We start from the raw sequence: 24,502 nt of genomic DNA on the forward strand, positions 1-24,502 counted from the left end.
CACAAGCCCGCATAGTCCTTCGTTTGCCAATCCACCCTTCCGTCTTGCGAGCCCAACACCCTTACGTCATTGCGAGCCCACACCCTCGCGTCATTGCGAATCCTCCACCATTGCGTCATTCCGAGTCCTCCACCCTTGCGTCATTGCGAGCGAGGTACGAGCGCGGCAATCTGTAAGTTATTTAGTTCGTCTTATTGTTCACAAGCCCACGCTGTCATTCGTTTGCGAGTCCTCCACGCCTTACGTCATTGCGAGCGAGGTACGAGCGCGGCAATCTATAAGTTTAATAGTTCGTTGCTAATACTCTCTTTGAGACGATTCACTCCAGATCGATTGCCTCCACAGACTTTTTCAATGTGTCGAATAAATTATTTAAAATTTCATCCATAACCAATATCTGTGTTTCGGTGTAATGAAAGTTATGATGCGCATATTGGGCATGTTTATCCACTTTGGTGTAGAACTTCTTACCATCAAGCTTTTCAAACAGAAATTCTGTATTTGCTAGGCTTGTATTCGCGTGAAGGCATAGTTGCCAAAGGCTAAAGGCTGAAAGTTGATTGGGTAGATATGCGATAGTACTATAGACCAAAGTACGTAAGATTCTGAGAACACAGGTGCTGAACAAGATGGGCAGAGCCCCTGTTGTAGACTCATCATTGTGTTCGCGCAGCATAAAGTAAGTTGCGACTATTTCCTTGGTAGCTATAAAATAATAATCAAGATCAGGATAATAGCAGGAATATGGATGGCTCCAATGGAGTGATGGCCATTGCGCTTCGGACGAAAATACTCGGTTCTCGGGAAGCATAACGGCTTGAAAGAATTGTTGATGAACAAACAAATGCTCTTGAATCCATAGGCGACTATGGCCAATAAGCACCACCTCGCATTCGTCTCGGTCTGCTATAGATTGTTGCAACCTATTGAGGGTGTTTGTACCCAAGCCCGAACCAATAAGTAGAAGGTAATACAGAACACCAGTAGCAGTGTCTTTAGTACCAAAACAAAAAACTTCTTCAGGGGCTACGGTCTTTACGAGATACGAGACAATTTGGGTCAATTCAGAGGATGTTGTTGCAGACGCATCGGCAACACCCATAGTTTGTGATGGGAGATGATTTTTCAAGAGGTGTTTGAGTTCTATAAATCGGTCAACCACCATATTACATAATTGATCATCCATTGCTTGAACGTTCACCAATAGCTCTGGATTTGTATGGCAATTCTCTGAATTCTCAGCATCTTTTTCAGCCCTTTCCAATTGTGATATCAAATAATAGGTCCGCTCTGAACTCTTCACAAACAAGCGTGCTAAGCCAAGAACTACATAGGAAAGTCTATGGATACGTTGGTGCAGATTATCCGAGAAAAAATGGTTCCCCAAATACAGCGTCTCCAAATAAGTGATATGATTTTTAAAGGTGGATTGATATGTCAAAAAAACAGATGTTATGGCATTAAGCGATTCAAAATTACGCACTTGTGTAAGCAGGAGATCGTGACCGGAATGAAATCTTTCACGGTAGTGATGATATCTTTTTTTAAACCGTTCCCATTTAATATCCATACCGTCCGATGCTTCAGAGTTTTTATAAATTAGAGCTCCTTTGTGGCAGTAATAGGCAATGAACGGATTTCCAATTCTATCGGTTCGCATCATTAAAAAATAGCGGAGCACGTTCACTTGCACACTGTAGTGTGCTCGGGCTTGACGCACCCACTTCCGGGAGGCCACTTTGGATACATCATTATATTCGACCATAACAAGAACGATTTGTGCCAATGCCGAAGTTGTGGCTGGATGGTAGAATATTTGTGCGACGGGCAATTCTCTGGTCAGTTGCAGTAGTTTTTCTTGCAAGGAGCTGTCAAGGGCTGTGGATTTGAAAAGTGTTTCCATGAGATGATTTTTTAAAAGGTTACCAGTCAAAGCTCTTCTATAACAATAGGATATTCTAATCCATTACTAGATATATTATTCTGATGGAAGGGTATTCTATTTGATCTTTTCAAGACCACTTTCACGCATAATCTGGCTTGCATCAAGCATTTTTATCAAATGGATATAAGGTGTGATCAGATCATAATCAAATTCTGCGACATTAGGGGATAATGATATATGTATGATTTCACATAGAAAAAAGTCAAATTCATCTAATGATTTCTCTGCAAATGCAGTTTGAAATACTGTAAACGGATTGGCATATTCTTCCTTTGTCAATGAAGCTCGGTGAAGAATCGATTTACAGTCAGATACCTCCTTGACTTTCCATTTTTTTCCTTTGTATTGTAGGCAAAAACAAGCCTTAAGAAAAGAGCGAAGGATGGTGTAGAAAACAAATACCCGTCCTGGATATTCTTTTTTGTAAACTTTTCCATTGTAGCAGTGAAGTACTACTTCACTTAAATTTTGTTTATAATAATCAAGATGTGCAAAGTCGAAAATGGCATCAAATGCCTCAAATGGACTTTTTGTAGTAAACCCGGCCCAAAATCTTGTTTCAAAAGATGTTATATTCTTTTTCATAATCAGAAGATTTAATATTATCCATCGAAGTTCTATTTTTCGGAAAAGATAATCTATACGGGATACGGATATTTTATCCCATAAAAAGGGATATTATACTGAATATTTTTGCTAATTTTACCTTTCAGCATACCACCCAATTGGCTATAGAAGCCGCCAATAATAACACGAGTATTATGGAACAGAAAATACATCAAGGACGCAATATCAAACGCTTCAGGGAAATGCTGGGCATAAAGCAGGAAGCCCTTGCCTATGAGCTTGGTGAGGATTGGAACCAAAAAAAGATTTCTATCCTGGAGCAAAAGAACCAGATTGAAACGCCTTTGTTGGAACAGATTTCTGAGGTGCTCAAAATACCTGTAGAGGCCTTCCAAAATTTTGATGAGGAGCAGGCCGTGAATATTATTTCCAATACATTCACAGATTTTAAAGATGGAGCATCGGCAATCAATATAAAACCTGTATTTAACCCTATTGAGCAAATCATAAAACTCCACGACGAAAAAATCGCCCTCTATGAGCGGATGCTGAAAGAGAAGGACGAGATGATGGCGCGCTTGGAGCGATTGATTGAAGGGAAATGATGTCGTTTTGGAAGCCCTCTGATATGGCGTCCATGGTACATGAGATTGCCGCGCTCGTACCTCGATCGCAATGAATTCCAATTAAAACCTAAATTACCATAGCAAAAACTTCCCGCTGCCACTCGCCTAAACCCGATTACCTATTTCCTTATCCAATTTATTATATACAATCAAAACATTTGTGCGGAAAACCGCATAGCATTTAAAGCTTAAAGTTATATCTTCATACTTTAATAACCTTAAATTCAAATTATTATGGCAGTAAAACACATTCCAACACATGAAGTCCATGTAGGCAGCAAAGGCGGCACCACAGGATGCGGTACAGACACGAATAAGCTTTCCACGCATTGGCAGAATACCAATGAAAGGGTCACTTGTAGAAAAAATGGATGTAATTAAACGTATTCATTCTTAACAGTTAAGGCATGTCAGAATATAGATGTGCCTTTATCTTCCCAATTCCATTAGAAAATTAAATAAAATGTTCTTATTTAATATATGCACTTAGAATGAAAATCACAAATTCCCCACGCTCGCCATCCGCTTCATAGTATCAAAAAACGCCTGGTAAAAAGTTTCGTCTTTAGCGTATAAACGATACAAATCCAATTCCTGTTTTCGTTGTTTTGACATCACATCATCAAGAATTTTTCGGAAAGCCAAATCCTTGTTTTGCTCGTCGTGGTTTTCGGCAACTTTGGTTTGGAAATCAGGATGGGCTTGGATGGATTTGCTTAGGCTAATGAATTTTAGGCGTTGGTCGTCTGGCGTGGCTTCCCAGCCTTGGAACCAACGTTCGTTAAAAGATTGAATGATCAATTCCAATGGATCTCTTTCTTCTTCGCCACCGTACGCACCACGCGGTGAAGGATTTTGTGGATCCAACTCAGATTCTGAATCATCTAATCCAATACTCTGGTTCAACTTCACACGTTCCAATCCGTAGGTTGATAAGTCCACCGAATTTAATAGTTCGTCCATGCCATCGATATCTGGATCTGAGATTGGCAGTTTAGGAATTAAGAATTTCAAGAACCAAAACAGCTTTTCCCAAATCAGCATTTCAAATTCGAGAATGGATGCCATCTGCCCATAAATTTTCACAAACTGCTTGGCTTTAATTTTAAAATCGGCTTTGTCCTCATCTTCTAACTCCAATTCCGTTTTAAACCGCTCTGCAGCGGTATCGATAATCGGACTCAACAATTCCGCATCTACTTTTTGGAAAAACAATTCGTTGAAATTCTCGACCTCAGCCCATTCGTAAACACCTACGTCATCCAACACATTTTTTAATTCGTGAAGTACATTGACATCGGTCGCTTCACTTAAGGAGGTGGCCGTATAGAACGGATCAAAAGAGGTTTTGATATCCTCAATGGAGTTAAAGAAATCGAGGATAAAAAGGTCTTCCGTACGCTTACCCAGCTTATCTGCCGATCGGTTTAAACGTGATAATGCCTGAACTGCCATGACACCCTGCAGTTTCTTATCCACATACATGGCGCACAGTTTAGGCTGATCAAATCCGGTGAGGTATTTATTGGCAACAACCAACATGCGGTAGTCATCTTCATTAAATTTATCTGCCGTGTCCTTATCTGCAAAACCATTCATTTCTGATTCAGAATAGTCTATGCCGTCAATGGTTTTGGTGCCAGAAAAAGCAATGACCACTTTAAAAGGACTGCCTTTATCCTCCAATATTCGTGTTAACGATTTATAATATTTTATAGCAGATTCAATACTTTGCGTGACCACCATGGCCTTCCCTTTGCCCTTGAGGCGCTTTTGATTGACGATTTGTGGAATGAAATGATCCAGAATAATCTCCGCTTTGGTGTGAATGGTTTGTTGGTGTTGTTCTACAAAAGCACGCAATTTCTTTTGGGCTTTTCCAGTATCAAACAGCGGATTATCCTCAATGGATTTCTCTATTTCATAATAGCTTTTAAGGGTGGTATAATTGGCAAGAACATCCAAAATAAAGCCTTCTTCTATCGCTTGTTTCATTGAATAGAGATGGAAAGGCTCAAAGCTGCCATCGTCCTGCTTTACCCCAAACTTTTCCAAAGTAATGGCTTTTGGAGTTGCCGTAAATGCCATATAAGACGCATTGCCTCGCATTTTGCGCGATTGCATCGCAAGAATGATTTTATCCTGCACATGCATTTCCTCATCAGGGTCGAGTTGTTGCCCCATCGCTTCGTTCATTTTGTCGTGGGCCGTACCACTTTGGCTACTGTGGGCTTCGTCAATAATCACGGCAAAACGCTTCTCACTTAAATCGGCAATGCCATCAACGATGAATGGAAACTTTTGAATGGTGGTAATGATGATCTTTTTGCCTTGCTCCAGGCTGTCACGTAATTCTTTAGACGAATAAGCAGGAGCGACAATGTTTTTCACTTCGGAAAACTCCTTGATATTGTCACGCAATTGTTTGTCTAATAAACGCCTGTCTGTAACCACAATAACCGAATCAAACAACGGATGGTCCATACCTCTACTTCCAGGCACATTTTCGTTTTGCGGATAGGTTTCTATCAATTGATAAGCTGCCCAAGTGATGGAATTTGATTTTCCCGAACCTGCCGAATGTTGAATCAAATAGGTTTGCCCTACGCCTACTCTACTGGCGTGATCTAAGATGCCACGAACAACATCCATTTGGTGGTACCGTGGAAAAAATAAGGTGCGCGAATTGAGTGCGTCTTTCTTGCTACCATCCAAGCGCACAAAATGCTGAATAATATTTGCTAAGCTTTTTCTAGTAAATACTTCTTCCCATAAATACGCGGTTTTGTGACCCAACGGATTTGTAGGATTGCCTTTTCCGTGATTGTTGCCTTTATTAAACGGAAGAAAGAAGGTGCTTCTGCCATTTAGTTTGGTCGTCATATACGCCTCGTCCGTATCTACGGCAAAGTGGACAATGCTTCTCGCAAATTGTAAAAGCGGTTGGGTGGTGTCGCGTTGGGTTTTATATTGTTGTTGTCCGTGAACTCTTGCGTTTTGCCCTGTCCACTGGTTTTTTAGTTCCATCGTGACTAATGGCAAACCATTTACAAACAATACCATATCGATTTCTTCTCGTGGGTTGTCCACAGAGTAGCGCAACTGTCTGGTAACACTGAATCTGTTCTGCTCAAAGTTTTCTTTTACCGCTTTACTACTGCTTGCCAACGGCAAAACATAAAACAAGGTAAAATGCGCATCATCCACATCCAGTCCTTTTTTGAGTAGATGCAGGATGCCATATTTTTTGACCATACGGTCATAGCGATTTAGGATTTTTAGTTTCCAGTCGCTTTGCCTTTGGATTTTCTCCAACTCTTCTTTTTGGGTGGCTTCCAAAAACTGCCAGAAAAAGTTTTCGTCTAAGGCAAACTGTGCATTAAAATGATGCGGTTGCCCAATAAAATAACCGTTGCCAGCACGATACATTTCGCCAGATTCGTTGACACCATCAACAGTAAGACCTTCGGCTTTTAGAGTCTCAAGCGTTGTACCGGTCAATTGTTTTTCTATGGTGGATTCTAGGGCTTGTTCGTTGGTTTGGCTATGCATTGGTAAGTATTTTAATTTATTGATTCATCATTCTCAAAAAAGGAAGGCGACCATATTTTTTCGCAAAGTGCTTTTACAATTTCATTTCGCTCCTTGATATTTTCTTTTTTCATTATTGGAAACGGCTCGAATTCCACTTCTTTTAAATCCCGAGAATTAACGAAATTAGGGTTCTTTTTATAAAATTCAGGATGCAAGGATTGCGCATAGGCGTTTTCCTTGATATAATGTTCCAATTTTTCTTCGTAGATATCGCTTCCAAAAGATTGATTTGTTCCCTGTGGCAATAAAATCAATCCGCCAATCATATTTCGCCAATGTTGAAAATCATTTTGTTGGTCAAACTCATCTTTATGCCGATCGAACTTATTTCCCCATAAATGCTCTATTTCGAATTGTTTACCTTTTGGTTCAAAATAAGAAACATAATTTGTAGGGCGGCCTACAGCTTCATCCACGAAGGAGGTAATCCTTGATAAAAAATGCTTTATAAATCTTTTGTTTTGTTGATGCATCGCAAATTCTGATACTTTATCAAAGTTTTCAGGCAAGGAATTCATATCATCTAAAAGAGTGCTTTTCAACCCTTCAAGATTTTTATTTCTAACCGATTTTATAAGATTAAAAAAAGTATATCGAATGGATGAAGCACTAAATTTTCGATAATTTACACTTCGACGCACGGTGTACGTTTCTATATATCTGGCTACTGTATCTAATTTAGCGTAAACCAAAGATTCATTATCTGAACTTTTAAGTGGAGCTATCAGCAAGCTTTCTTGTAATGATGGAGCAATGCCCCATCTACCTATATAAAATAAGTGAGGACACTGATCGTTAAAAACCTTCATTGCATCGTGTATTTTCATATACCAATCCACCATAAAGGTGAATTCGTTTCTAAAGAAATAATAAAAATCATCCGACGTATTCAAATTAAATAACGCTTCGTGATTGTCTTTAAACCAATTATGAAACCGTGTCCCTATTAATTCAAAATCTTCATTTTCCGATCCAGCTTTAGATTGCCGCATGCTGACCGCATATTTTCCGCGAAACCAAGCTTGGAAAAAATTTATATCACCAGTCGCATCATATTGATGGAGTTTGACCATTTTATCTTTCCAAATATCATTGATTTCATTTCTTCTGTTGGTATCACCAATTCTTGAAAGCACATATCCTTTAAGCATTTCGGTAGAGGTGAGATTCATTCCTCTATCATTCATTGTTTCAAAAATGGTGTATGCATTTTCATCAGAATAAGCAGTGATCTTAACGATAATTACATTTCCTATAAACCAATCGATAAAGAAAGGCAGAGCATCTGTTGTTAATTCCTCGGGGAACACTTCATATATATCCTTGTATCTGTTTGCAATATTAATAATCGTTTCCTCCTCAACTTTATCGGTGTCGAAATCGTCGTCATTGTAGAGTGCCTGAAGAATTTCTTGACGATCTTCGTCTGTCATATTGAAAGACTTTTCACCATATTTTTCCGAGAATATTAAACTTTCAATAGAAACTTTTGAAGGATTGGTTTTCTGAAGATTATTAAGATAAATCAGAAACAACGTTATAGAAGTGATTCGTTGCTGTCCATCTATGATCGAATTTTTACCATCTTCTGAAACGCTAAAAACTACAGGCCCCAGATAATAACTGCTGTAATTGGCCACCTCTGAACGCGAATGACTTGGATCATACGATTTTAAAAAGGTAGAAGTAAGGTCTTCTATAAGCGTGGTCATATGCTTTTTCTCCCAACGGTATTCCCGCTGAAAATAATCTATAAAGAATTTTTTGTCCTTTAATAAGTCATTGATGGTTTCATCAGAAGCCTCAATTTTATTTTTTAATTTGCTCATATTATTAAATTCTTTTTTTAACACACCTTCACCTTCCCCGTTACCACACTATTGATCAAACTACGCTTATACTCCTGCAACTTCGCTATCTCTTCCTGCTTTAAGGTAATGGCAGTGTCGATTTTCTGAGAAGCAGTTTCTATATATTTTGAGATTTCTTTTTGTTCTGAAAGTGGTGGCTTAATCAAATTAAATACCTTGAAAAATTCATTATTAAGTATAGCGAGAGTAGTATAACTAGCTGTATTCAACATTACTTCAGATAAATTACGAAGTAAATAGAAGTAATACTTATTGTGTTCAGTATTACTGTGGAAACCTGTAATTTGTTGATTAAAAGTTCCTTCATTTACTAAATAAGATGTTTTTCCTGCTGTTGCACCAATTCCAACAACTAAAACTGAATCTTTTGGAAAAAACTTAATTTCTTTCTTTTCAATTGCTAGTTTGCTTAATTTCCTTTCCGATTCAATTAAAACTTCATTGTTTAAATCCTTTGGATTGTACCAATCTATATTACCATCATAAAATTTTTGATTTGAAGTGCTTGGTGTCGTTCCTGTTTGTATTTTATCAAATATAAATTTCAACCTCTTTACCTCCCAATGCTCCGGAATCTCCCCAATCCACTCCACGCCAGAACCTTTTAGTAGTACGGAATCATCCAAACCACGGGTTACGGCTTTGTGGATCATGATTTGTTTGCGTTCTTTTAAAAGCGCTATTTGTTGCTCTTTAATGGAAATAGCCTGGTCTATTTTGGTGGTTTTGTCGTCTAGGAAGTTGGCGATGGCGGTTTGTTCTTGTAGAGGAGGGATTACTATTTGAAAATTTTTAATATCTGAAGGTGCAATATGTGGTACCATTGGATCTGTTTTTGTCATTTCTACCCATAATAAGAAATTTCTATTTGCGATATTATTATACAAATAATTAGAGATCAATGTTTTCTTCGGCCTTAATCTCGCGACACGTTGCAGCAACAGTATTGGTAGATCTGATTCTTTAATTTGACAAAAGTTCTTTCCGACTTTCGAACCATCCATTGCAATTAAAATATCGCCATCTTTTAATAAGTAATCCATTAAATGATCTTCTATCTTTGGCCAACATCTTGTTTCTCCCCAATCTAAAACCCCCTCCTTGACATTAATTCCACGAGCCAATTTTATCCCTTCGTCCGTGTATTTTTCACTTTTAAAGGGAAATCCTGTTATCATATTAATATGATTTTTGAGACGACTTACCTCCCAATACTCCGGAATTTCTCCCAACCATTCCACGCCAGAATCTTTATAGCGAGAATATGTCTGAACCTTTGATTTAGGTGGAGACGCGATTAATGGGGCGGATTTTATATGTTCTTGTTTTGTTTTCATTATCTCAATTCATAAAATTTATCGGCATCCCAATTTCTGGGATTGTCAATAATATATTTTGTAATTTTTTGAAAGGCTGTTTCATTCCTTATGATATGGTCGTGAAATCGAGATTGCCACCCAAAATCAGGTTGCGTTTTTCGTATTTCATAGGTGCTTCGTCCTTTATACCATCGGATGATGCGGGAAACATTTTGATGCATCATTGGATTTTTGTTGCCGGTGATTCCTCCCGTTGGTTTGGATGATGGCGTGGATGATGCATTGAATGTTGACGCGGTGGATGATTCGTTGGATCGTGGCGCGGTGGATGATTCGTTGGATGATTTGTTGGACGACGCGGTGGGTGTTGCGGTGGATGGCGCGATGGGCGTTGCGGTGGATGGCGCGATGGGCGTTTCGGTGGATGGCGCGATGGGCGTTTCGGTGGATGGTAGAGACGCGATTAATCGCGTCTCTACGGTATCGTCATCCAAAATGGTATCGTCATCCGAAATGGAATTATCAACCAATACAATATCGTCAACCGAAATGGATTCGTCAACCAAAACGGAATCGTCAACCAATACAATATCGTCAACCGAAACGGAATCATCATCCGAAATGGTATCGTCATCCGAAATGATATCGTCATCCGAAATGGAATTATCAATTAATACAATATCGTCAACCGAAACGGAATGGTAAACCGAAACGGAATCGTAAACCGAAATGGAATTATTAACCAATACAATATCGTCATCCGAAACGGTATTGTCATCCGAAAAGGTATCGTCATCCGAAAAGGTATCGTCATCCGAAACGGTATCATCAACCGAAATGGTATCGTCAACCGAATCACCATTCGCAATAACAATATCATCGGGTTTATTAATCATCAATATCCCGTGCACATGATTTGGCATGACCACAAAATCCCCCAATTCCACATACGGGAATTGATTTGGGATTTGAAACCAAATGTTTTCGGCAATTTCCCCGGAATTATTTAACTCCATTTTTTGTTCGGCTATAGTTCCAAAATAACATTCCCTGTCTTGCGTGCATATGGTAATGAAATAGGCGGCATTACTACCGTAATCCCAATTTTGCAATCGCGCGGAGGGTATTCTGTATTTATTTTGGAATTTTTTGGTCATATTGGTTGGTGTTATAGAGATACGCGATAAATCGATACGTGCTGAACCTGTACGCGATCAATCGATACGCGATCAATCGATACGCGATAAATCGCGTATCTACGTTAATTGTAAAATTTCTGTAATCAATCCATCGCTTTGCTTTTCTAATTCAAGAATATCTTGGGTAACCTCTTCTATGCTTCGCAAAGGGGTATGCTTGTAAAAATATTTATTGAAACTAATTTCATAACCTATTTTGGTGCTATCCAGATTGATCCACGCCTCTTCTACGTGTGGTTTTACTTCTTTTAGGAAGTAATTATGGATATTCTCTTTTAAAGGCACATTTTCGGTATCGCGCAGATCGCTTTCGGTTTCGTAGGTGATGAATTCTCCTTTTTTATTGGTCGGAAAATAACCGTAATCAGCTAAATTTTCTTCTTTACAGCCCAAGTGCTGTAACAGGCTTTGCAGTTTATCGCCGGTCAATTTTTCTTTTTTCTTGATGACTTTTTCGGCTTCGGCGTCATACCAGCTTACGGCATTGAGCACCGCTTTTTTATCGGAAGCGGAAGCGTCCAGTTTTTCGGATTTAATGATGTCATTGACTTCTTTTTCAAAAGCATTAAAATCAGTAAATACGGTATCGCCAAAGTGAACTTCCATTTTTTTGGCAAGGTTCAATAAGTGCTGGTGCTTTTTCCAGGTCTCTTTTTTGGTCAGCTTCTTTTTATTGGCTGCTGATAGATTGAGATCGTTTTGCTCGCACCATTCCAAAATGGCTTTGCTATGTGTGCTGATATCCTTATAAACACTTTCGCCAAAGGTTTCGTAAGCATATTGCATCGGTTCTTGCAAAACACGGTCGTATCTCAGGCTTTCTATCCGCTCTGCAGTGAATTGCGCTTTAAGGCGTTTTGGGCGTTCAATGGTAACTTTATAGTATCCGAAATCTTCATTGTCAAAAACTTGGGCGGCAATGGAATTGTCACCTTCGCTTTCTACAGCCTTCATTTCGGTGTAAACCTCTAAGATTTCATCAATATGTTCAGGGGCGAACTCGCAGTTTTTATTTCCTAAGTTTTTGCGCAGTTTTCTAAATAATTGACCAGCGTCAATGAGTTGCACTTTTCCTTGTCGGTTTGCTGTTTTGTTATTGCTTAAAATCCAGATATAGGTGGTAATTCCTGTATTATAAAACAGGTTGTTGGGCATTTGCACAATGGCTTCCAACAGGTCATTTTCAATGATATAACGGCGAATATTACTTTCGCCTCCACCAGCATCGCCTGTAAACAAACTACTACCGTTATGTACCGAAGCAATCCGACTACCGCTGGCACTTTGAGATAGCGATTTCATCTTGCTGACCATTTCCATCAGGAACAGCAATTGCCCATCTGAGGATCGTGGCGTGGCGTCAACTTCTTCTTCAACACCCCAATAATCGGAAAGCACCACTTTAAAACGGGGATCGATAACATCTTTCCCATCCTTGATATATTTCTGTTCACTGCTCCAAGATTTCCCGTATGGCGGATTGGACAGCATAAAGTCAAAGGTAGTACCTGCAAATTCATCTGTGGACAAAGTAGAGCCCAAACGAATGTTTTCAGGGTCGTTGCCCTTAATCATCATATCACTTTTACAGATGGCATAGGTTTCGTCGTTTATTTCCTTTCCATAGAGATAGACATCGCCCAACGCTTTGATAAGTCCGTCTTCGTCTTTTACAAAATTCTGCGCCTCCGTTAGCATTCCTCCACTCCCACAGGCAGGATCGTATATGGTCATTACAGGAGGCAGATTATATTTGATAGGATCAAAAATGATGTGCGTCATGAGCTCAATTACTTCACGTGGCGTAAAATGCTCTCCGGCTTCTTCGTTATTTTCTTCGTTAAACTTTCTTATTAATTCTTCAAAAACGTACCCCATTCCTAAATTGGTAAGTGCTGGGAGCTTACGTCCTTCTGGATCTTCTTTTTCAAAAGGGGTTAGGTTGATATATGGTGATGTGAATTTTTCCAACACATCCAACAACACATCTTTGGTCGCCATATGGCGTACTTGACTGCGTAGTTTGAATTTATCGATAATCTCTTTTACGTTTCCGCTAAAGCCATTGAGATATTCCTCAAAATTGGCGAGTAAAATCTGCTGGCTATTGGTGGCGGTATTATGAAGCAATTGCAAAGTCCATTTGCTGGTATTATAAAACACATAGCCTGAGGCTTCACGCAGTCCGTTTTCATCCCATTCGGTAAAACCTGCTTCATCGCGTTGAAATGCGAGTTCTTCAAGAACGGTATCTTTGGTAGGTTCTAATAAGGCGTCCAAACGGCGAAGGACCACCATTGGTAAAATGACGTCTCTATATTTTCCGCGTACATATACATCGCGCAAGCAATCGTCGGCTATCGACCAAATGAAGGATACTAATTTATTATGTGAGGAGTGATTCATTTATTATTAAATTTTATTGTAGGTTTTCAAATATAGCACAATTCTTATTCGCTGGTTGATGGATGCGATAAGCTGAAAATCTTATCAGGAAACATGAAAGGAGTCGGTTGGTTTATAGCACCTGGTAATCTGAATCTTCTTTAAGAATTAAGCCATATAGTTACCAAAAATGGACATAACATGTTACTTTTAAAAAATAGAGGATCAACAGAGTTGCCTGCTGAATCGGGTAGTTCTTCCCTTATGTCACTAGTGCTGTAATTGTTTGAATCATAATTTGTTGGTTATACAATTTAGTTTTTCCACAACCTATAACCGTTAGGGCAATTATAGACCGGTAATTTTTTTTATTAAGTGGTTCAATATAGGAAGATTATTTATAAATAACGGTGATTTCTTACATCCAATAGGGTATTTTAAACTCAAACCAAATTACCTGTTGGCTCACTAAAAATAGGTCCATTTGATAAAACTCAATTCCATATCACTAAATGCAAATGGACGCTGTTATGAAAATAGTGTTGAAACATCCAAATTATAACGAGAAACAAACACAATTCCCTTCTTTGCGCCTGTCCTAGAACGGATAATATAATGCGCTCACACGAGCGGTGACTGAGGTTCATAGTATTAAATCAAGAACCTCGAGATAGCCGTTGAAGTAAGACTAAGTAATTGTCTTTTCGATCGAGGCAAGCCTCGGGGTTTTAAAACCCACTGGTGGAAACAAAAAGCCAAAATAAATCATTGAAACTCAAATGGATGAGCATCACCACCTGAACGGACGGGCAGATCAGTGTTCTATAATAAACATGACCAAGGAGGGATAAAAACAGGCAATTGAAATTAAAAGGAAATAAAAACCCATCTCATTTTGACAATAAACCAATAAAAAGCGGTCAACACAAGTTAGGGATGTTCAAATCCCTTATTCCCAACTTGCCCGTACCGAAAAGGAACGTTCGGGGCGGGTCAACAACTTGCCCGAACCGAAAAGGAACGTTCGAGGCGGGTCAACAAACCTCAATACATTCTCATGCCCTCCATCCCTCTACCCCTATACCCACTAAACAACAGCAACCACCCCAATCCCCACCCCATTCTGCGCATGCAACAAATACATCTCCCCATCCACCTCCTGAAAATAGCGAATCCCTAATACCGCCAGTTGAATCCCCAATCCCGAAGGTAAAGTTGAAGGCATCATACTCAAGTGCGTTCCCGCAAAGTCTTTGGGCAGCATCAGAGGAGCAGCCATGTGTAGTTGATAATCCATAGTCTCAAAATTAAAGTCCAAAACCCCAAATTGTAAGGCCACATGCGTCGCGCCCGAAATAAAAGAAACCCGATCCATAGAAAATTTCGAAAACTGCAAAGTATAAGTTGTCCAATCAATGTTAAATTCAAAAGGAAGCACCTGCCCAATCACACAATCCGGCGTATAATTAAAATTCCGTAGCATCTGTTTTCCAACATCGGTCGCCACCCCTTTACCAACAAGACGTTCCCCACGCAGATTCTCGGTATCCAGCGCCTTCAAACCAGTAAATAAAGTCATCAACCTGCTATGAAAGAACGTAAACTTATGGTTGTTATAAAACGGTCGTAACGCCTGCCGATACATCTTATTCACCCGCGAGCAATCCCCAAATTCACTCCCATTCTCACGAACCCTTTGCATGCTTTTTTTTGTTTTAATAGCGCTCCCATTAAAACCACCCCCAGCTTTCCGCGCCACAGGTTTCCCATACAAATAATAAAAATTAATACCCTCAATCGTCCCTACCAACGGAATAATCCCTTTTTGTTTTGCCATAATATCAACTATTTTTAATTAAAATGACCATTCTCAGTCAGTCTTCAGAATTCAGTCACCAGTCATCAGTCATCAGTTCTCTCAACTTGCCCCTACCGAAAAGGAACGTTCGGGGTGGGTCCACAACTTGCCCGTACCGAAAAGGAACGTTCGGGGCGGGTCAACAACTTGCCCGTACCGAAAAGGAACGTTCGGGGCGGGTCCACAACTTGCCCGTACCGAAAAGGAACGTTCGGGGCGGGTCAACCATCCTCAATTATCAATCCTCCTTCCAAATTCCTAATTCCACGATCAACAATCCTCAATCCTCAATCAACAATCGACAATCCTGCTTCCTCATTCCTCCTTCCTCCTTCCTCATTCCTCATTCCTAATCCCTAATCCCTAATCCCTAATCCCTCATTCCTAATTCCTTCCCTCCCAACACTTTACCCGCCAATATACACAATAATTTAATACAAAATACAGCGAGGTTATAGTATGGTTATAGCATGGTTATAACGTAGTTATAGCGTGCTTATACCGACAATATAACGTGGAACATTAAACCAAGAGAGCGGTATCAATGCTATTAGATAATGGCAATTTCCATCAAAACAAGGTAAACCATCCTGAATTGACCTCAGGGTGTTAACCAATAACGCCTACTGACAATTAGGAACATACGTTCTGCAAACCTTTGGATTAACCAACATTCGTAGAATTCAAGCACTTCGCAATAAAAACAGCCAACTGATTCCCGATAATGAAAATTCAACTGCTTATACTATAAGAGTTTATAGAATTTTGCTTATTAATCTTTACAACGGAGATCCCCCTTAAGAATTTTATCATCCTCCTTTCTACAATCTGATCTGTCCTCAATTTAATTAAACCTAGGAAGGCGGCGGCGATCATTATTTTAAGAACGTGCTGAGCATTAATTCTTAGCACCCATGATGATTCTTAAGAAAGAAGACAGCAAATAAGAACTGCTTTAACGCTACGACGACTGAGTCCTCCTCAAATTTACAACACACCTCATCATCTATAAACCCTCTCCCTGTAAGTCTATATTAACGCAAGGTCATGGAATCTTCAAGGCCCTATGTCACCTTATAATGTAAGCGGATTTGATCATATCAATAAAAACCAGTCTGGACTTTAGAGGTGTTTAAAATGGTTTTTAAGACGGGTGTGAGTATTTATTCAGAAGAAAGAACATAAAAATACAGATCAAGAATAATGACACGATTGATTAACATCTTTTTAGCAAGGAACAAAACCGCCTAATCCGATACATTTTATAGGTCAATTCATTCAGCTCTTGCCCTTATTCATTTTGTTCAGTGATCAAAGAGTCATTTTTAAAATAATACCTAGTCAGTACATATGTTATGATCCAAGCAAACCTTTGCCATCGCTAAATCTGGAGTGGAATATGATGATACCTATAAAAGCAATCTGGTGACAAATTAATCAATTGATACTTGTTTTTTACTACAGTGCTTTGTTAGGGCACCTTATTAAATTTTTAAACACAAACCTATTACGCGTGAAAAATGTTTCCTTCCCAATAGTTTCGTCCAAAGTATAGATCCCTTTTTAGTAAAAACAAAAAAATTAGCCGTATGTCTTATAAATTGACACTTACTATTTTTTTTTAGTAGATGTCATTTTAAAAAAATGGACCCTATTCCTTCTTTATCCTATAAAAGGAATGAAATTCAGTAAACTCTATATTGTAAAAGGTGTACTTTAACGAGAACAGACATATTTTAGTAAAAAAATCTACATTAAATTATATATTGCTTTCAAATTAAATAATAATATTCTTAAATGAATAAACTTAAAGAGCCATTTCTTTTATTCTTTTTTGTTTTAAGTACTTTAGCAATATTTGCTCAAAGGGAAGCTAATATTTGGTATTTTGGCCATGGTGCTGGCCTAGATTTTAATAGTGGAGCTCCAGTTGCATTGACAGATGGACAAATATTTACTGATGAAGGTTGTGCAACAATATCTGATGGGTTCGGGAACTTATTATTTTATACCAATGGTATATTGGTGTGGAATAAAGACCATAAAGTAATGTTTAACGGTACTGGATTATTAGGAAATGATAGCAGTACCCATTCGGCAATAATTGTTCCTAAACCCAATTCTCTAAATATCTATTATATTTTTACGGTTGATTTTCAAGGTGCAGAACATGGATTAAATTATTCTGAGGTAAATATGGATTTGGATGGGGGTTTAGGAGGAATAACGTCAATTAAAAACATCCAATTATTTACTCCAGTTACAGAAAAGATAACCGCAATTAAAAACCCTAAGTCCAATAACTATTGGGTTGTAAGTCATAAGTTTGGTAATAATGAATTTATTTCATATGAAATATCTAGCACTGGAGTTAGCACTTCACCAATAATAAGTCCGGTAGGTTCATCGATTATTGATGTTATTAATTATTCTCATTATGCTGCTGGAGCAATTAAAATTTCACCTTCTGGGGAGAAACTTGCCGTAGCTAGGGTAATGCAAGATATTCAGGTATTTGATTTTAATAGTGAGACGGGAATTGTTTCTCAGGCTATAACCTTAAATGACGTTATAGAGGATTTTTATGGTATAGAGTTTTCTCCAAATGGAGAGCTTCTTTATGTAACTAAGAGTTATGGGGTATATCAATTTAATCTAAAAGCAGGAAGTGAACAAGATATAATTGCTTCTGAAATAAAAATAGCTGATTTAGAGTCTAGTTATGGTGCGTTACAATTGGCTACAGATGGCAAGATCTATGTTGCTATACTGGGAAGACCCTATCTAGATGCAATAAATAACCCAAATAATATTGGGTTAGAGTCTAATTATAAAACCGAGGCAATATATCTTGAAGAGAGAGATTCTAGGTATGGACTTCCTCCATTTATCCAATCTTATTTTTCTTTAGAAAAGGATATCGGTTATACCAACGTGTGCTATGGAGATGCCACAGAATTTTTTTTAAATGATGCAGTCAATTCAGTAGTTTGGGATTTTGGTGACCCAGCTTCAGGTAGTAATAATACTTCAACCGATTTTGAGCCTACACATGTTTTTATTAATCCAGGAATGTATGAAATTAGTGTTACTGCAACTGTGGGTGGTAATACAGCAATAAAAACTACAACACTAACTATTTACCAGCAGCCTATAGCCACAAAGCCTCACGATATTTTAATGTGTGATCTGTTAGGAGATATTACTTTTGATCTTAAAAGTCAGAGCGTTCATGTCTTAAATGGTTTAGATCCTGACATTTTTGGTGTAAACTACTATGAGGGAATGGCAAATTATACTAATGGAATTAAAATTGACCAGCCAGAAGCTTATACAAATGCTTTAAGTTTTTATACTCAAGAAATTATTGCAGAAGTTTATAATAAACAAAACTCAGAGTGTACAGATGTTACAGAGTTTAATGTTGGTATTTTTAAAACACCACAATTAGAAACTAATATTAACCTTTCAAGTTTAATACAGTGTGATGATTCTAAGTCAGGATCAGATTCAGATGGTATTACTGAATTTGATCTCACAGTGCAAGAGCAATATCTATTATTAAACGGGGTAGCTTCAGAAGTGCATTATAATTATTTTACTGATGCAGCTATGTCTCTACCAATAGTTTCACCAAGTCGTTTTGTTAACACACAAACTCCACAAACTATTTATGTAGAAGGAGTAAGTTATGCTAATCAATGTAAAACAACAACATCGTTTATTATTGAAACTATAGAACTACCAAGCGTAACTCCAGTAGTAGAATTAAAACAATGTGATGAAGATTTAGATGGGTTTTTCAGTGCATTCAATTTAAATGAAGTCATAAATAAAATAACATCAAATGCAGCTAATGAAATAGTTGCTTTTTATGAATCTGAAGCAGATGCTGAAAACAATAATAACCCTATTATAAATTCTACAACATATTCTAATCAAACTCCAAGTTCAGATATTGTTTGGGCAAGAGTGGAAAATAATAATGGGTGTTTTAGAACTTCGCGAGTTAATTTAATAGTAACTACAACTCAAATTCCAAATACATTTATAAGAGAATTTTATGTGTGTGATGGTGATACAGATGGTGTTTCACAATTTGATTTTAGTAGTGTAAATAATGAAATTGAAGGAATGTTTCCAATAGGACAACAAGTGAGTATCAATTATTATAGAAATGAAGCTAATGCCTTAGCAGAAGAGAATAAGATTGATGATATTTCAAATTACAGTAATGTAGGTTACCCTAATACGCAACAAATTTATGTAAGAGTAGATAGTAAGGTAGATAATGATTGCTTAGGGTTAGGAGCACATATTAATTTATATGTAGAATCACAACCAATAGCTCACCCAGTAACCATAGAAAGACAATGTGATGATAACCGAGACGGGGAATTCCCTTTTGATGTATCTTTAGTAGAATCAACTTTACTTAATGGACAATCTTTATCAAATGTTACAGTAACTTATAATGATGAGAATAATAACCTACTACCAAGTCCATTACCAAACCCATTTTTAACAACATCCCAAACAATAACTATTAGGGTGACTAATAATAATGTTGTTGACGGTAGTTGTTATGCTGAAACTTTATTAGAGTTTATTGTAGATGCGCAACCAATTGCTAACCCTGTAGCTAATCAATTTTCTTGTGATGATGGCATAGATGATGCAGATGGATTGCATGAGTTTGACACCACATTAATAGAAAGTACAATATTGAATGGTCAAACAGGTATGGTAATACATTATTATGACAGTATAGGAACAGAACTATCAAGCCCATTACCCAATCCATTCAATTCTACAACCCAAACTATTAGCGTGGAAGTTGTAAACCCAGAAAACCCAGCGTGTACAGATACCACAGAAATTGATTTTATAGTAAACCCACTACCAGAGTTCTCAATAGAACCACTGCAAATAATTTGTTCTTCCGATCCCACATTTACAGTGCTCTTAGATCCACAAGAGAGTGATATATCAGAAGTATATAGATATGAATGGTTATCGGAAGATGGATCATTGCTTTCTATTGAACCAACGTTAACGGTATCTACTCCAGGATTATATTCAATTACATTAACTAAAACAAATGGTACAGCCTGTTCCAGAACTAGAAATGTTTTTGTTAATGCTTCAGAATTAGCAACCATTACAATAGATGATATTACAATTGTTGATGTATCAAATAACAATACAATTACTATTGATAAAAAGAATTTGGGACAGGGTGATTATGAGTTTGCTTTAGATTATGAGTTTTCACTGTATCAAGACGAACCTTCATTTAGTAATGTAAGTTCTGGAGAACACACAATATATGTTAGAGATAAAAAGGGTTGTGGTACAAGTTCTATTGATATTTCAGTTATAGGGTTTCCAAAATATTTTACGCCAAATGGAGACGGTATTCATGATTATTGGCAAATAGATGGTGCTAATAGTCAGGTTCAAGCTAAAATTTTTATTTATGACCGCTATGGTAAATTATTAAAACAGCTAAGTCCTAGTTCAAAAGGGTGGGACGGAACTTTTAATGGTAAAATGTTACCAACTGATGATTATTGGTTTAAAGTATTGTTGGATGATGGTAGAGAGTTTATGAATCACTTTACTTTAAAAAGGTGATTTCATAGAAAACTGTTAAATTACAAACACTTATCTATTGATGATAATCAACATAAAAGCTGCCTGAGAAGGCCGTCCAAATTGGCGTAGTCTATTTTTTTTTCTTTTTCAAAAGTTTTGATATGCATTGCGCAGGGTCATTCTCACGCAACAGTTGCGACTTTCTCTTGAATCTCACTAGTTGTATAGCGACGGTTAGCCATAATAGGTTAAGAATACATTTAGTTTATTTATCGACTATAACCGTTAGGGCAATTATAGACCGTTAATTTTTGCAATAATCGTTGAATATAGGAAGATTTAAAAAAAAAGGGCAATTCCTTGCTTACAATGGCGTATTTAAAACTAAAATGATTGAGCTTTTTGGTTTTTTTAAATGGAGTTTGGAAATCATAGTAGATATTTAGCCAAAATACTCTCTTTTCCAGAAGTTTCATACTTTAATCATGTCAATAAGATATGTCACTTATTATATCTGTTTTGTACGATTTCTAATCTACATTTATTAGATTATATATGGTCACAGAATATTTTATGATCCAAGGTTCCAAAAACTTTTATTTTTTGATTAACTTTCATTAAAATTTAAATCACCATCATGAAAAAAGAAGATAAAACAACGCCAATGCTCGATCCTAAAATTAAAGACGAGCAGAATATTAAGAGACAAGACCATTCGGATTCGCAAAGTTCAAAAAAAGATGCCTCTAAAAAACCAACCAAGGATGATCCTAAAAAAGTGCCGGAATCTAATGATCCAGCTGGGTATGGAGAATCTGGGAATATAAAGAAATCACCCTTTAAGAAAAAGGATTAATTGGAAGGCATCAAAGTCTATCACAGTTTTTAGAAAGAGAGGGTTAAAACATCAAGTTATTTGCCGATGCAGTATTTTAAATTGCAGGGTTTACAAGGGTTCACAGATGATGTGGGGTACAAATGGAGTACAAAAAGTGTTATATTAATTCAATCAAAAGACAACAATAGAAAATTGGAATATAAATTCATTGATTTAAAACTAAAATTTCTAAGATTGAGAGTTAGAAAACCTTTTATTTCTTAACTATAACTGTTAAAGATAATACTCTTGCTCCGATTAACATTAAATAACGAAAAAAAATACAATCAGTCCCAGCAGACTTAATTCATGCTTTGGGCTTCTGATGAAATGTCACATACCAGAACTGAAGTTTTAAAATTGGCAAGCGCAATTGGTTAGAAAGTCAAAGTTGGGGTTGTGTCAAAGAGAGAATACAGTTTACACTTTCAATGCAGCTTCAAATAAAAGATAAGTACTAATTAATTTTTAGATTCATTGCAATATCTCGTTTAAGTTTAGAAAATGGTTCATTGCTCACAACTACTTCAAAAGGCTCTTTTCCAAATAAATCCATTTTTATTGACAATTCACTTTTACCAGTTAATCGAGATATTTCTTTTATTTTTGAATCTGGGTAATTAATTTTCAATTGAATGAGTTTTAACACCTTATCCTTATGAAAAACAAAACGTCCATTTATTTTGAATATCTTTAAGTATTCATTAATAAGAGCTTCGTTTTTATATATTTTTTGTTTGAGAATAAAATCTGAATCAGAGCTGATGTCCTTTAAATTTTTTGAATAAAATATTTCAAACATAAAATCATTAGTTAATGAAAAATCCTGTGAAGTTGGAATTATATATTTCAAATCATCATTTATACTAAAATCGATTGCTTTTTTAAATTTGGAATTACAAGAATAACAAGATGGCACTAAATTATATAAACAAAGTGATAGGTATGGGTATTTAGATTGTGGCAATACATGGTCTAATGTAAAATGGTTATGAGTATTCTTGAAATCAAATTTTAAAATTCGTTTTTTAATTTTTAGAGGTATTTTTAAATCTAAAACATTTTTTATTCTACCTTGTTTCCTTTCCTCAATAATTTTTTCAGCAGTTTTGTCGGCGATCCCATTAATTATTTTAATTTCTCCTATACTAGCTGAATTAACGAAATCAATTTCATCTTTGTAATCAGAAATATCTTTAAAAGAATTAATAAAATCTATATTACAATAAAAACAACTTGAAATTTTAATATTGGTTTGATGCATATAAAAAGTAGAAATGTAGGGCTGATTTTCCTTATAGTTAAACTTCTTCTTGAAGTTTCTCCTTCTTAAAAAACTTAAACTCATAAGATAGGCATCAATACTTTTTGAAAGTTGAATAAGCTCCGTGAAAGAAGAGATTATAAGTCTATCGAAATTCAATGGCGTACCAAGAAATTGAATCTTATTAAGATGCCCATTTATATAGTTAACATTTATATCTTTCTTTAGAGAATTTAAATAACTGTTCTCAAAAGTTTCTTTTTCCTTTTTGTTTCTTGGGTAAGGAATTTTAATCATTATTTCTTCTTAATTGCATTAGTTCTTTTTCCAATTTGGCTATTCTACTTTGCCTGTAACTTTTTCCTAATAGATTATTCTCTATAAATTCAATATGATTCTCTAAAATCCCTTTTATAACATCATCTCCTACACTATCAATAATAAAATGAAACTTCTCCCTTTTCGATAAATATTCTTCATTTAAATACTTAATTGATTTTTCAGATTTACCATCTACTACTTCATAATAGAAATTTACTATTTCTTTAATCTTATCAGAAGCAAATTCACCTATCGTAGAATCCATAAAAAAACTATTAGATAATAAATCATGGATGTTAGCACCAAAAGTATTTTCGTTTTCTAAACTTGATTTTACCGCATTTCCTTCATTATCTTTCTCTAAAAAGACGACATTTTGTTTGGGTAAATCTGACAACACAAAAGGACTATGCGTCGTTATCAATAATTGTACTTTTCTTTTGGTAAATAGCTTTTCAATGAATTCTATTGCTTCTTTGAAATACCTTCTTTGCCATTCAGGATGAAAAGTTATTTCGCCTTCATCAATAAATAAAATTATTCTCTCACTAATAGTAGCCCCATCAATAGTTTCTCTTAAATCGATATCTTGTTTAGCCCATAAAAGACGAGAAAAGAAGTTTACTAAATTCTGTTGCCCTGAACTCATCTTATGATAAAATTCATAATGGAAATTTAACCTATGATTTGTTAGTTTGTTGGTAAGGTCTATAATTTTAATAATTAGTTCTTTTTTAATAGTATCATCAATTGATATTTTTAAAAAACTAAAAAGAGAAAATACCTCATATTCTCTTTCGCTAAAATCGAGGAAGTCATAATTTTGAATCTTTTCTGTTACAACCTCCCATTCAGAATGTTCAATTATTTTATCTAAACACTCACTTATGGTATTTATCCTGTCAATTAAAAATGGATCGCTTAACTTTATTTCATTGTTATATATAAATTTGGACTACCTAATAAAAATGGGACTAATTTTTTAGGCCGCATTTTTGATAATGTGTTTTAATTTAAGTTCCATTTCAAGTGGTGTTAAATAATCCAAGCTTGAATGGATTCTTTTTGTATTATACCA

The 24,502-nt window shown here is 36.4% G+C and carries 14 protein-coding genes; 4 read left to right on the plus strand and 10 right to left on the minus strand.

What is annotated here, in order from left to right; translation table 11 throughout:
* Positions 1-319 precede the first annotated feature (319 nt).
* A complete protein-coding gene (locus tag ESZ48_RS06470) occupies positions 320-1,903 on the minus strand; it encodes a hypothetical protein (protein WP_129016502.1) in 1,584 nt (527 codons plus the stop codon).
* Positions 1,904-1,999: 96 nt separating this feature from the next.
* Positions 2,000-2,530: a hypothetical protein gene (locus tag ESZ48_RS06475; protein WP_129016503.1), complete on the minus strand. Its 531-nt coding sequence runs from the start codon at positions 2,528-2,530 to the stop codon at positions 2,000-2,002.
* A gap of 176 nt (positions 2,531-2,706) precedes the next feature.
* On the opposite strand from ESZ48_RS06475, the gene ESZ48_RS06480 reads away from it, so the two are divergent.
* Together ESZ48_RS06480 and ESZ48_RS19255 are read left to right on the plus strand one after the other, a co-directional pair.
* Complete coding sequence (locus ESZ48_RS06480; protein WP_129016504.1) at positions 2,707-3,117, plus strand: helix-turn-helix domain-containing protein; 411 nt, start codon at positions 2,707-2,709, stop codon at positions 3,115-3,117.
* 255 nt (positions 3,118-3,372) lie between these two features.
* The gene (locus ESZ48_RS19255; RefSeq protein ID WP_190246207.1) at positions 3,373-3,519 is read left to right on the plus strand and encodes a hypothetical protein; all 147 of its coding nucleotides are present in this window, start codon (positions 3,373-3,375) and stop codon (positions 3,517-3,519) included.
* A 117-nt stretch (positions 3,520-3,636) separates the two neighbouring features.
* On the opposite strand, the gene ESZ48_RS06485 is transcribed toward ESZ48_RS19255, so the two are convergent.
* From ESZ48_RS06485 to ESZ48_RS06510, 6 genes are all read right to left on the minus strand, one after another.
* Positions 3,637-6,690, minus strand: a complete 3,054-nt coding sequence (locus ESZ48_RS06485; protein WP_129016505.1) for a type I restriction endonuclease subunit R — start codon at positions 6,688-6,690, stop codon at positions 3,637-3,639.
* 11 nt (positions 6,691-6,701) lie between these two features.
* Positions 6,702-8,561: a DUF262 domain-containing protein gene (locus ESZ48_RS06490; RefSeq protein ID WP_129016506.1), complete on the minus strand. Its 1,860-nt coding sequence runs from the start codon at positions 8,559-8,561 to the stop codon at positions 6,702-6,704.
* Between the two features lie 17 nt (positions 8,562-8,578).
* Complete coding sequence (locus tag ESZ48_RS06495) at positions 8,579-9,940, minus strand: restriction endonuclease subunit S (RefSeq protein WP_129016507.1); 1,362 nt, start codon at positions 9,938-9,940, stop codon at positions 8,579-8,581.
* Positions 9,940-11,079: a transposase gene (locus ESZ48_RS06500; RefSeq protein WP_129016508.1), complete on the minus strand. Its 1,140-nt coding sequence runs from the start codon at positions 11,077-11,079 to the stop codon at positions 9,940-9,942. Before ESZ48_RS06500 ends, ESZ48_RS06495 begins: the two co-directional genes overlap by 1 nt.
* A 99-nt stretch (positions 11,080-11,178) precedes the next feature.
* A complete protein-coding gene (locus ESZ48_RS06505; RefSeq protein ID WP_129016509.1) occupies positions 11,179-13,527 on the minus strand; it encodes a type I restriction-modification system subunit M in 2,349 nt (782 codons plus the stop codon).
* Between the two features lie 1,066 nt (positions 13,528-14,593).
* Positions 14,594-15,343 carry a hypothetical protein gene (locus tag ESZ48_RS06510; protein WP_129016510.1) on the minus strand — a complete coding sequence of 250 codons (750 nt, stop codon included), beginning with the start codon at positions 15,341-15,343 and terminating at the stop codon, positions 14,594-14,596.
* Between the two features lie 1,818 nt (positions 15,344-17,161).
* Here ESZ48_RS06510 and ESZ48_RS06515 point away from each other — a divergent pair.
* A complete protein-coding gene (locus tag ESZ48_RS06515) occupies positions 17,162-21,001 on the plus strand; it encodes a T9SS type B sorting domain-containing protein (RefSeq protein ID WP_129016511.1) in 3,840 nt (1,279 codons plus the stop codon).
* A 598-nt stretch (positions 21,002-21,599) separates the two neighbouring features.
* A complete protein-coding gene (locus ESZ48_RS06520) occupies positions 21,600-21,818 on the plus strand; it encodes a hypothetical protein (protein WP_129016512.1) in 219 nt (72 codons plus the stop codon).
* Positions 21,819-22,296: 478 nt separating this feature from the next.
* Here the strand turns inward: ESZ48_RS06520 and ESZ48_RS06525 are convergent, their stop codons facing one another.
* Together ESZ48_RS06525 and ESZ48_RS06530 are read right to left on the minus strand one after the other, a co-directional pair.
* Positions 22,297-23,400, minus strand: coding sequence for a hypothetical protein (locus ESZ48_RS06525; RefSeq protein ID WP_129016513.1), 1,104 nt, complete (start codon positions 23,398-23,400; stop codon positions 22,297-22,299).
* A complete protein-coding gene (locus ESZ48_RS06530; RefSeq protein ID WP_129016514.1) occupies positions 23,393-24,370 on the minus strand; it encodes an AAA family ATPase in 978 nt (325 codons plus the stop codon). The genes ESZ48_RS06525 and ESZ48_RS06530 overlap by 8 nt, the downstream gene beginning before the upstream one ends.
* Positions 24,371-24,502 lie beyond the last annotated feature (132 nt).

Source organism: Gelidibacter gilvus, from assembly GCF_004115975.1.
In the GTDB taxonomy this organism is placed as follows: Bacteria; Bacteroidota; Bacteroidia; order Flavobacteriales; family Flavobacteriaceae; genus Gelidibacter; species Gelidibacter gilvus.

Coding starts and splice junctions, on each gene's coding strand:
- ESZ48_RS06470 (WP_129016502.1), bottom strand. CDS start 1,903: ATGGAAACACTTTTCAAATCCACAGCCCTTGACAGCTCCTTGCAAGAA.
- ESZ48_RS06515 (WP_129016511.1), top strand. CDS start 17,162: ATGAATAAACTTAAAGAGCCATTTCTTTTATTCTTTTTTGTTTTAAGT.
- ESZ48_RS19255 (WP_190246207.1), top strand. CDS start 3,373: ATGGCAGTAAAACACATTCCAACACATGAAGTCCATGTAGGCAGCAAA.
- ESZ48_RS06525 (WP_129016513.1), bottom strand. CDS start 23,400: ATGATTAAAATTCCTTACCCAAGAAACAAAAAGGAAAAAGAAACTTTT.
- ESZ48_RS06520 (WP_129016512.1), top strand. CDS start 21,600: ATGAAAAAAGAAGATAAAACAACGCCAATGCTCGATCCTAAAATTAAA.
- ESZ48_RS06500 (WP_129016508.1), bottom strand. CDS start 11,079: ATGACCAAAAAATTCCAAAATAAATACAGAATACCCTCCGCGCGATTG.
- ESZ48_RS06505 (WP_129016509.1), bottom strand. CDS start 13,527: ATGAATCACTCCTCACATAATAAATTAGTATCCTTCATTTGGTCGATA.
- ESZ48_RS06495 (WP_129016507.1), bottom strand. CDS start 9,940: ATGAAAACAAAACAAGAACATATAAAATCCGCCCCATTAATCGCGTCT.
- ESZ48_RS06510 (WP_129016510.1), bottom strand. CDS start 15,343: ATGGCAAAACAAAAAGGGATTATTCCGTTGGTAGGGACGATTGAGGGT.
- ESZ48_RS06485 (WP_129016505.1), bottom strand. CDS start 6,690: ATGCATAGCCAAACCAACGAACAAGCCCTAGAATCCACCATAGAAAAA.
- ESZ48_RS06490 (WP_129016506.1), bottom strand. CDS start 8,561: ATGAGCAAATTAAAAAATAAAATTGAGGCTTCTGATGAAACCATCAAT.
- ESZ48_RS06475 (WP_129016503.1), bottom strand. CDS start 2,530: ATGAAAAAGAATATAACATCTTTTGAAACAAGATTTTGGGCCGGGTTT.
- ESZ48_RS06480 (WP_129016504.1), top strand. CDS start 2,707: ATGGAACAGAAAATACATCAAGGACGCAATATCAAACGCTTCAGGGAA.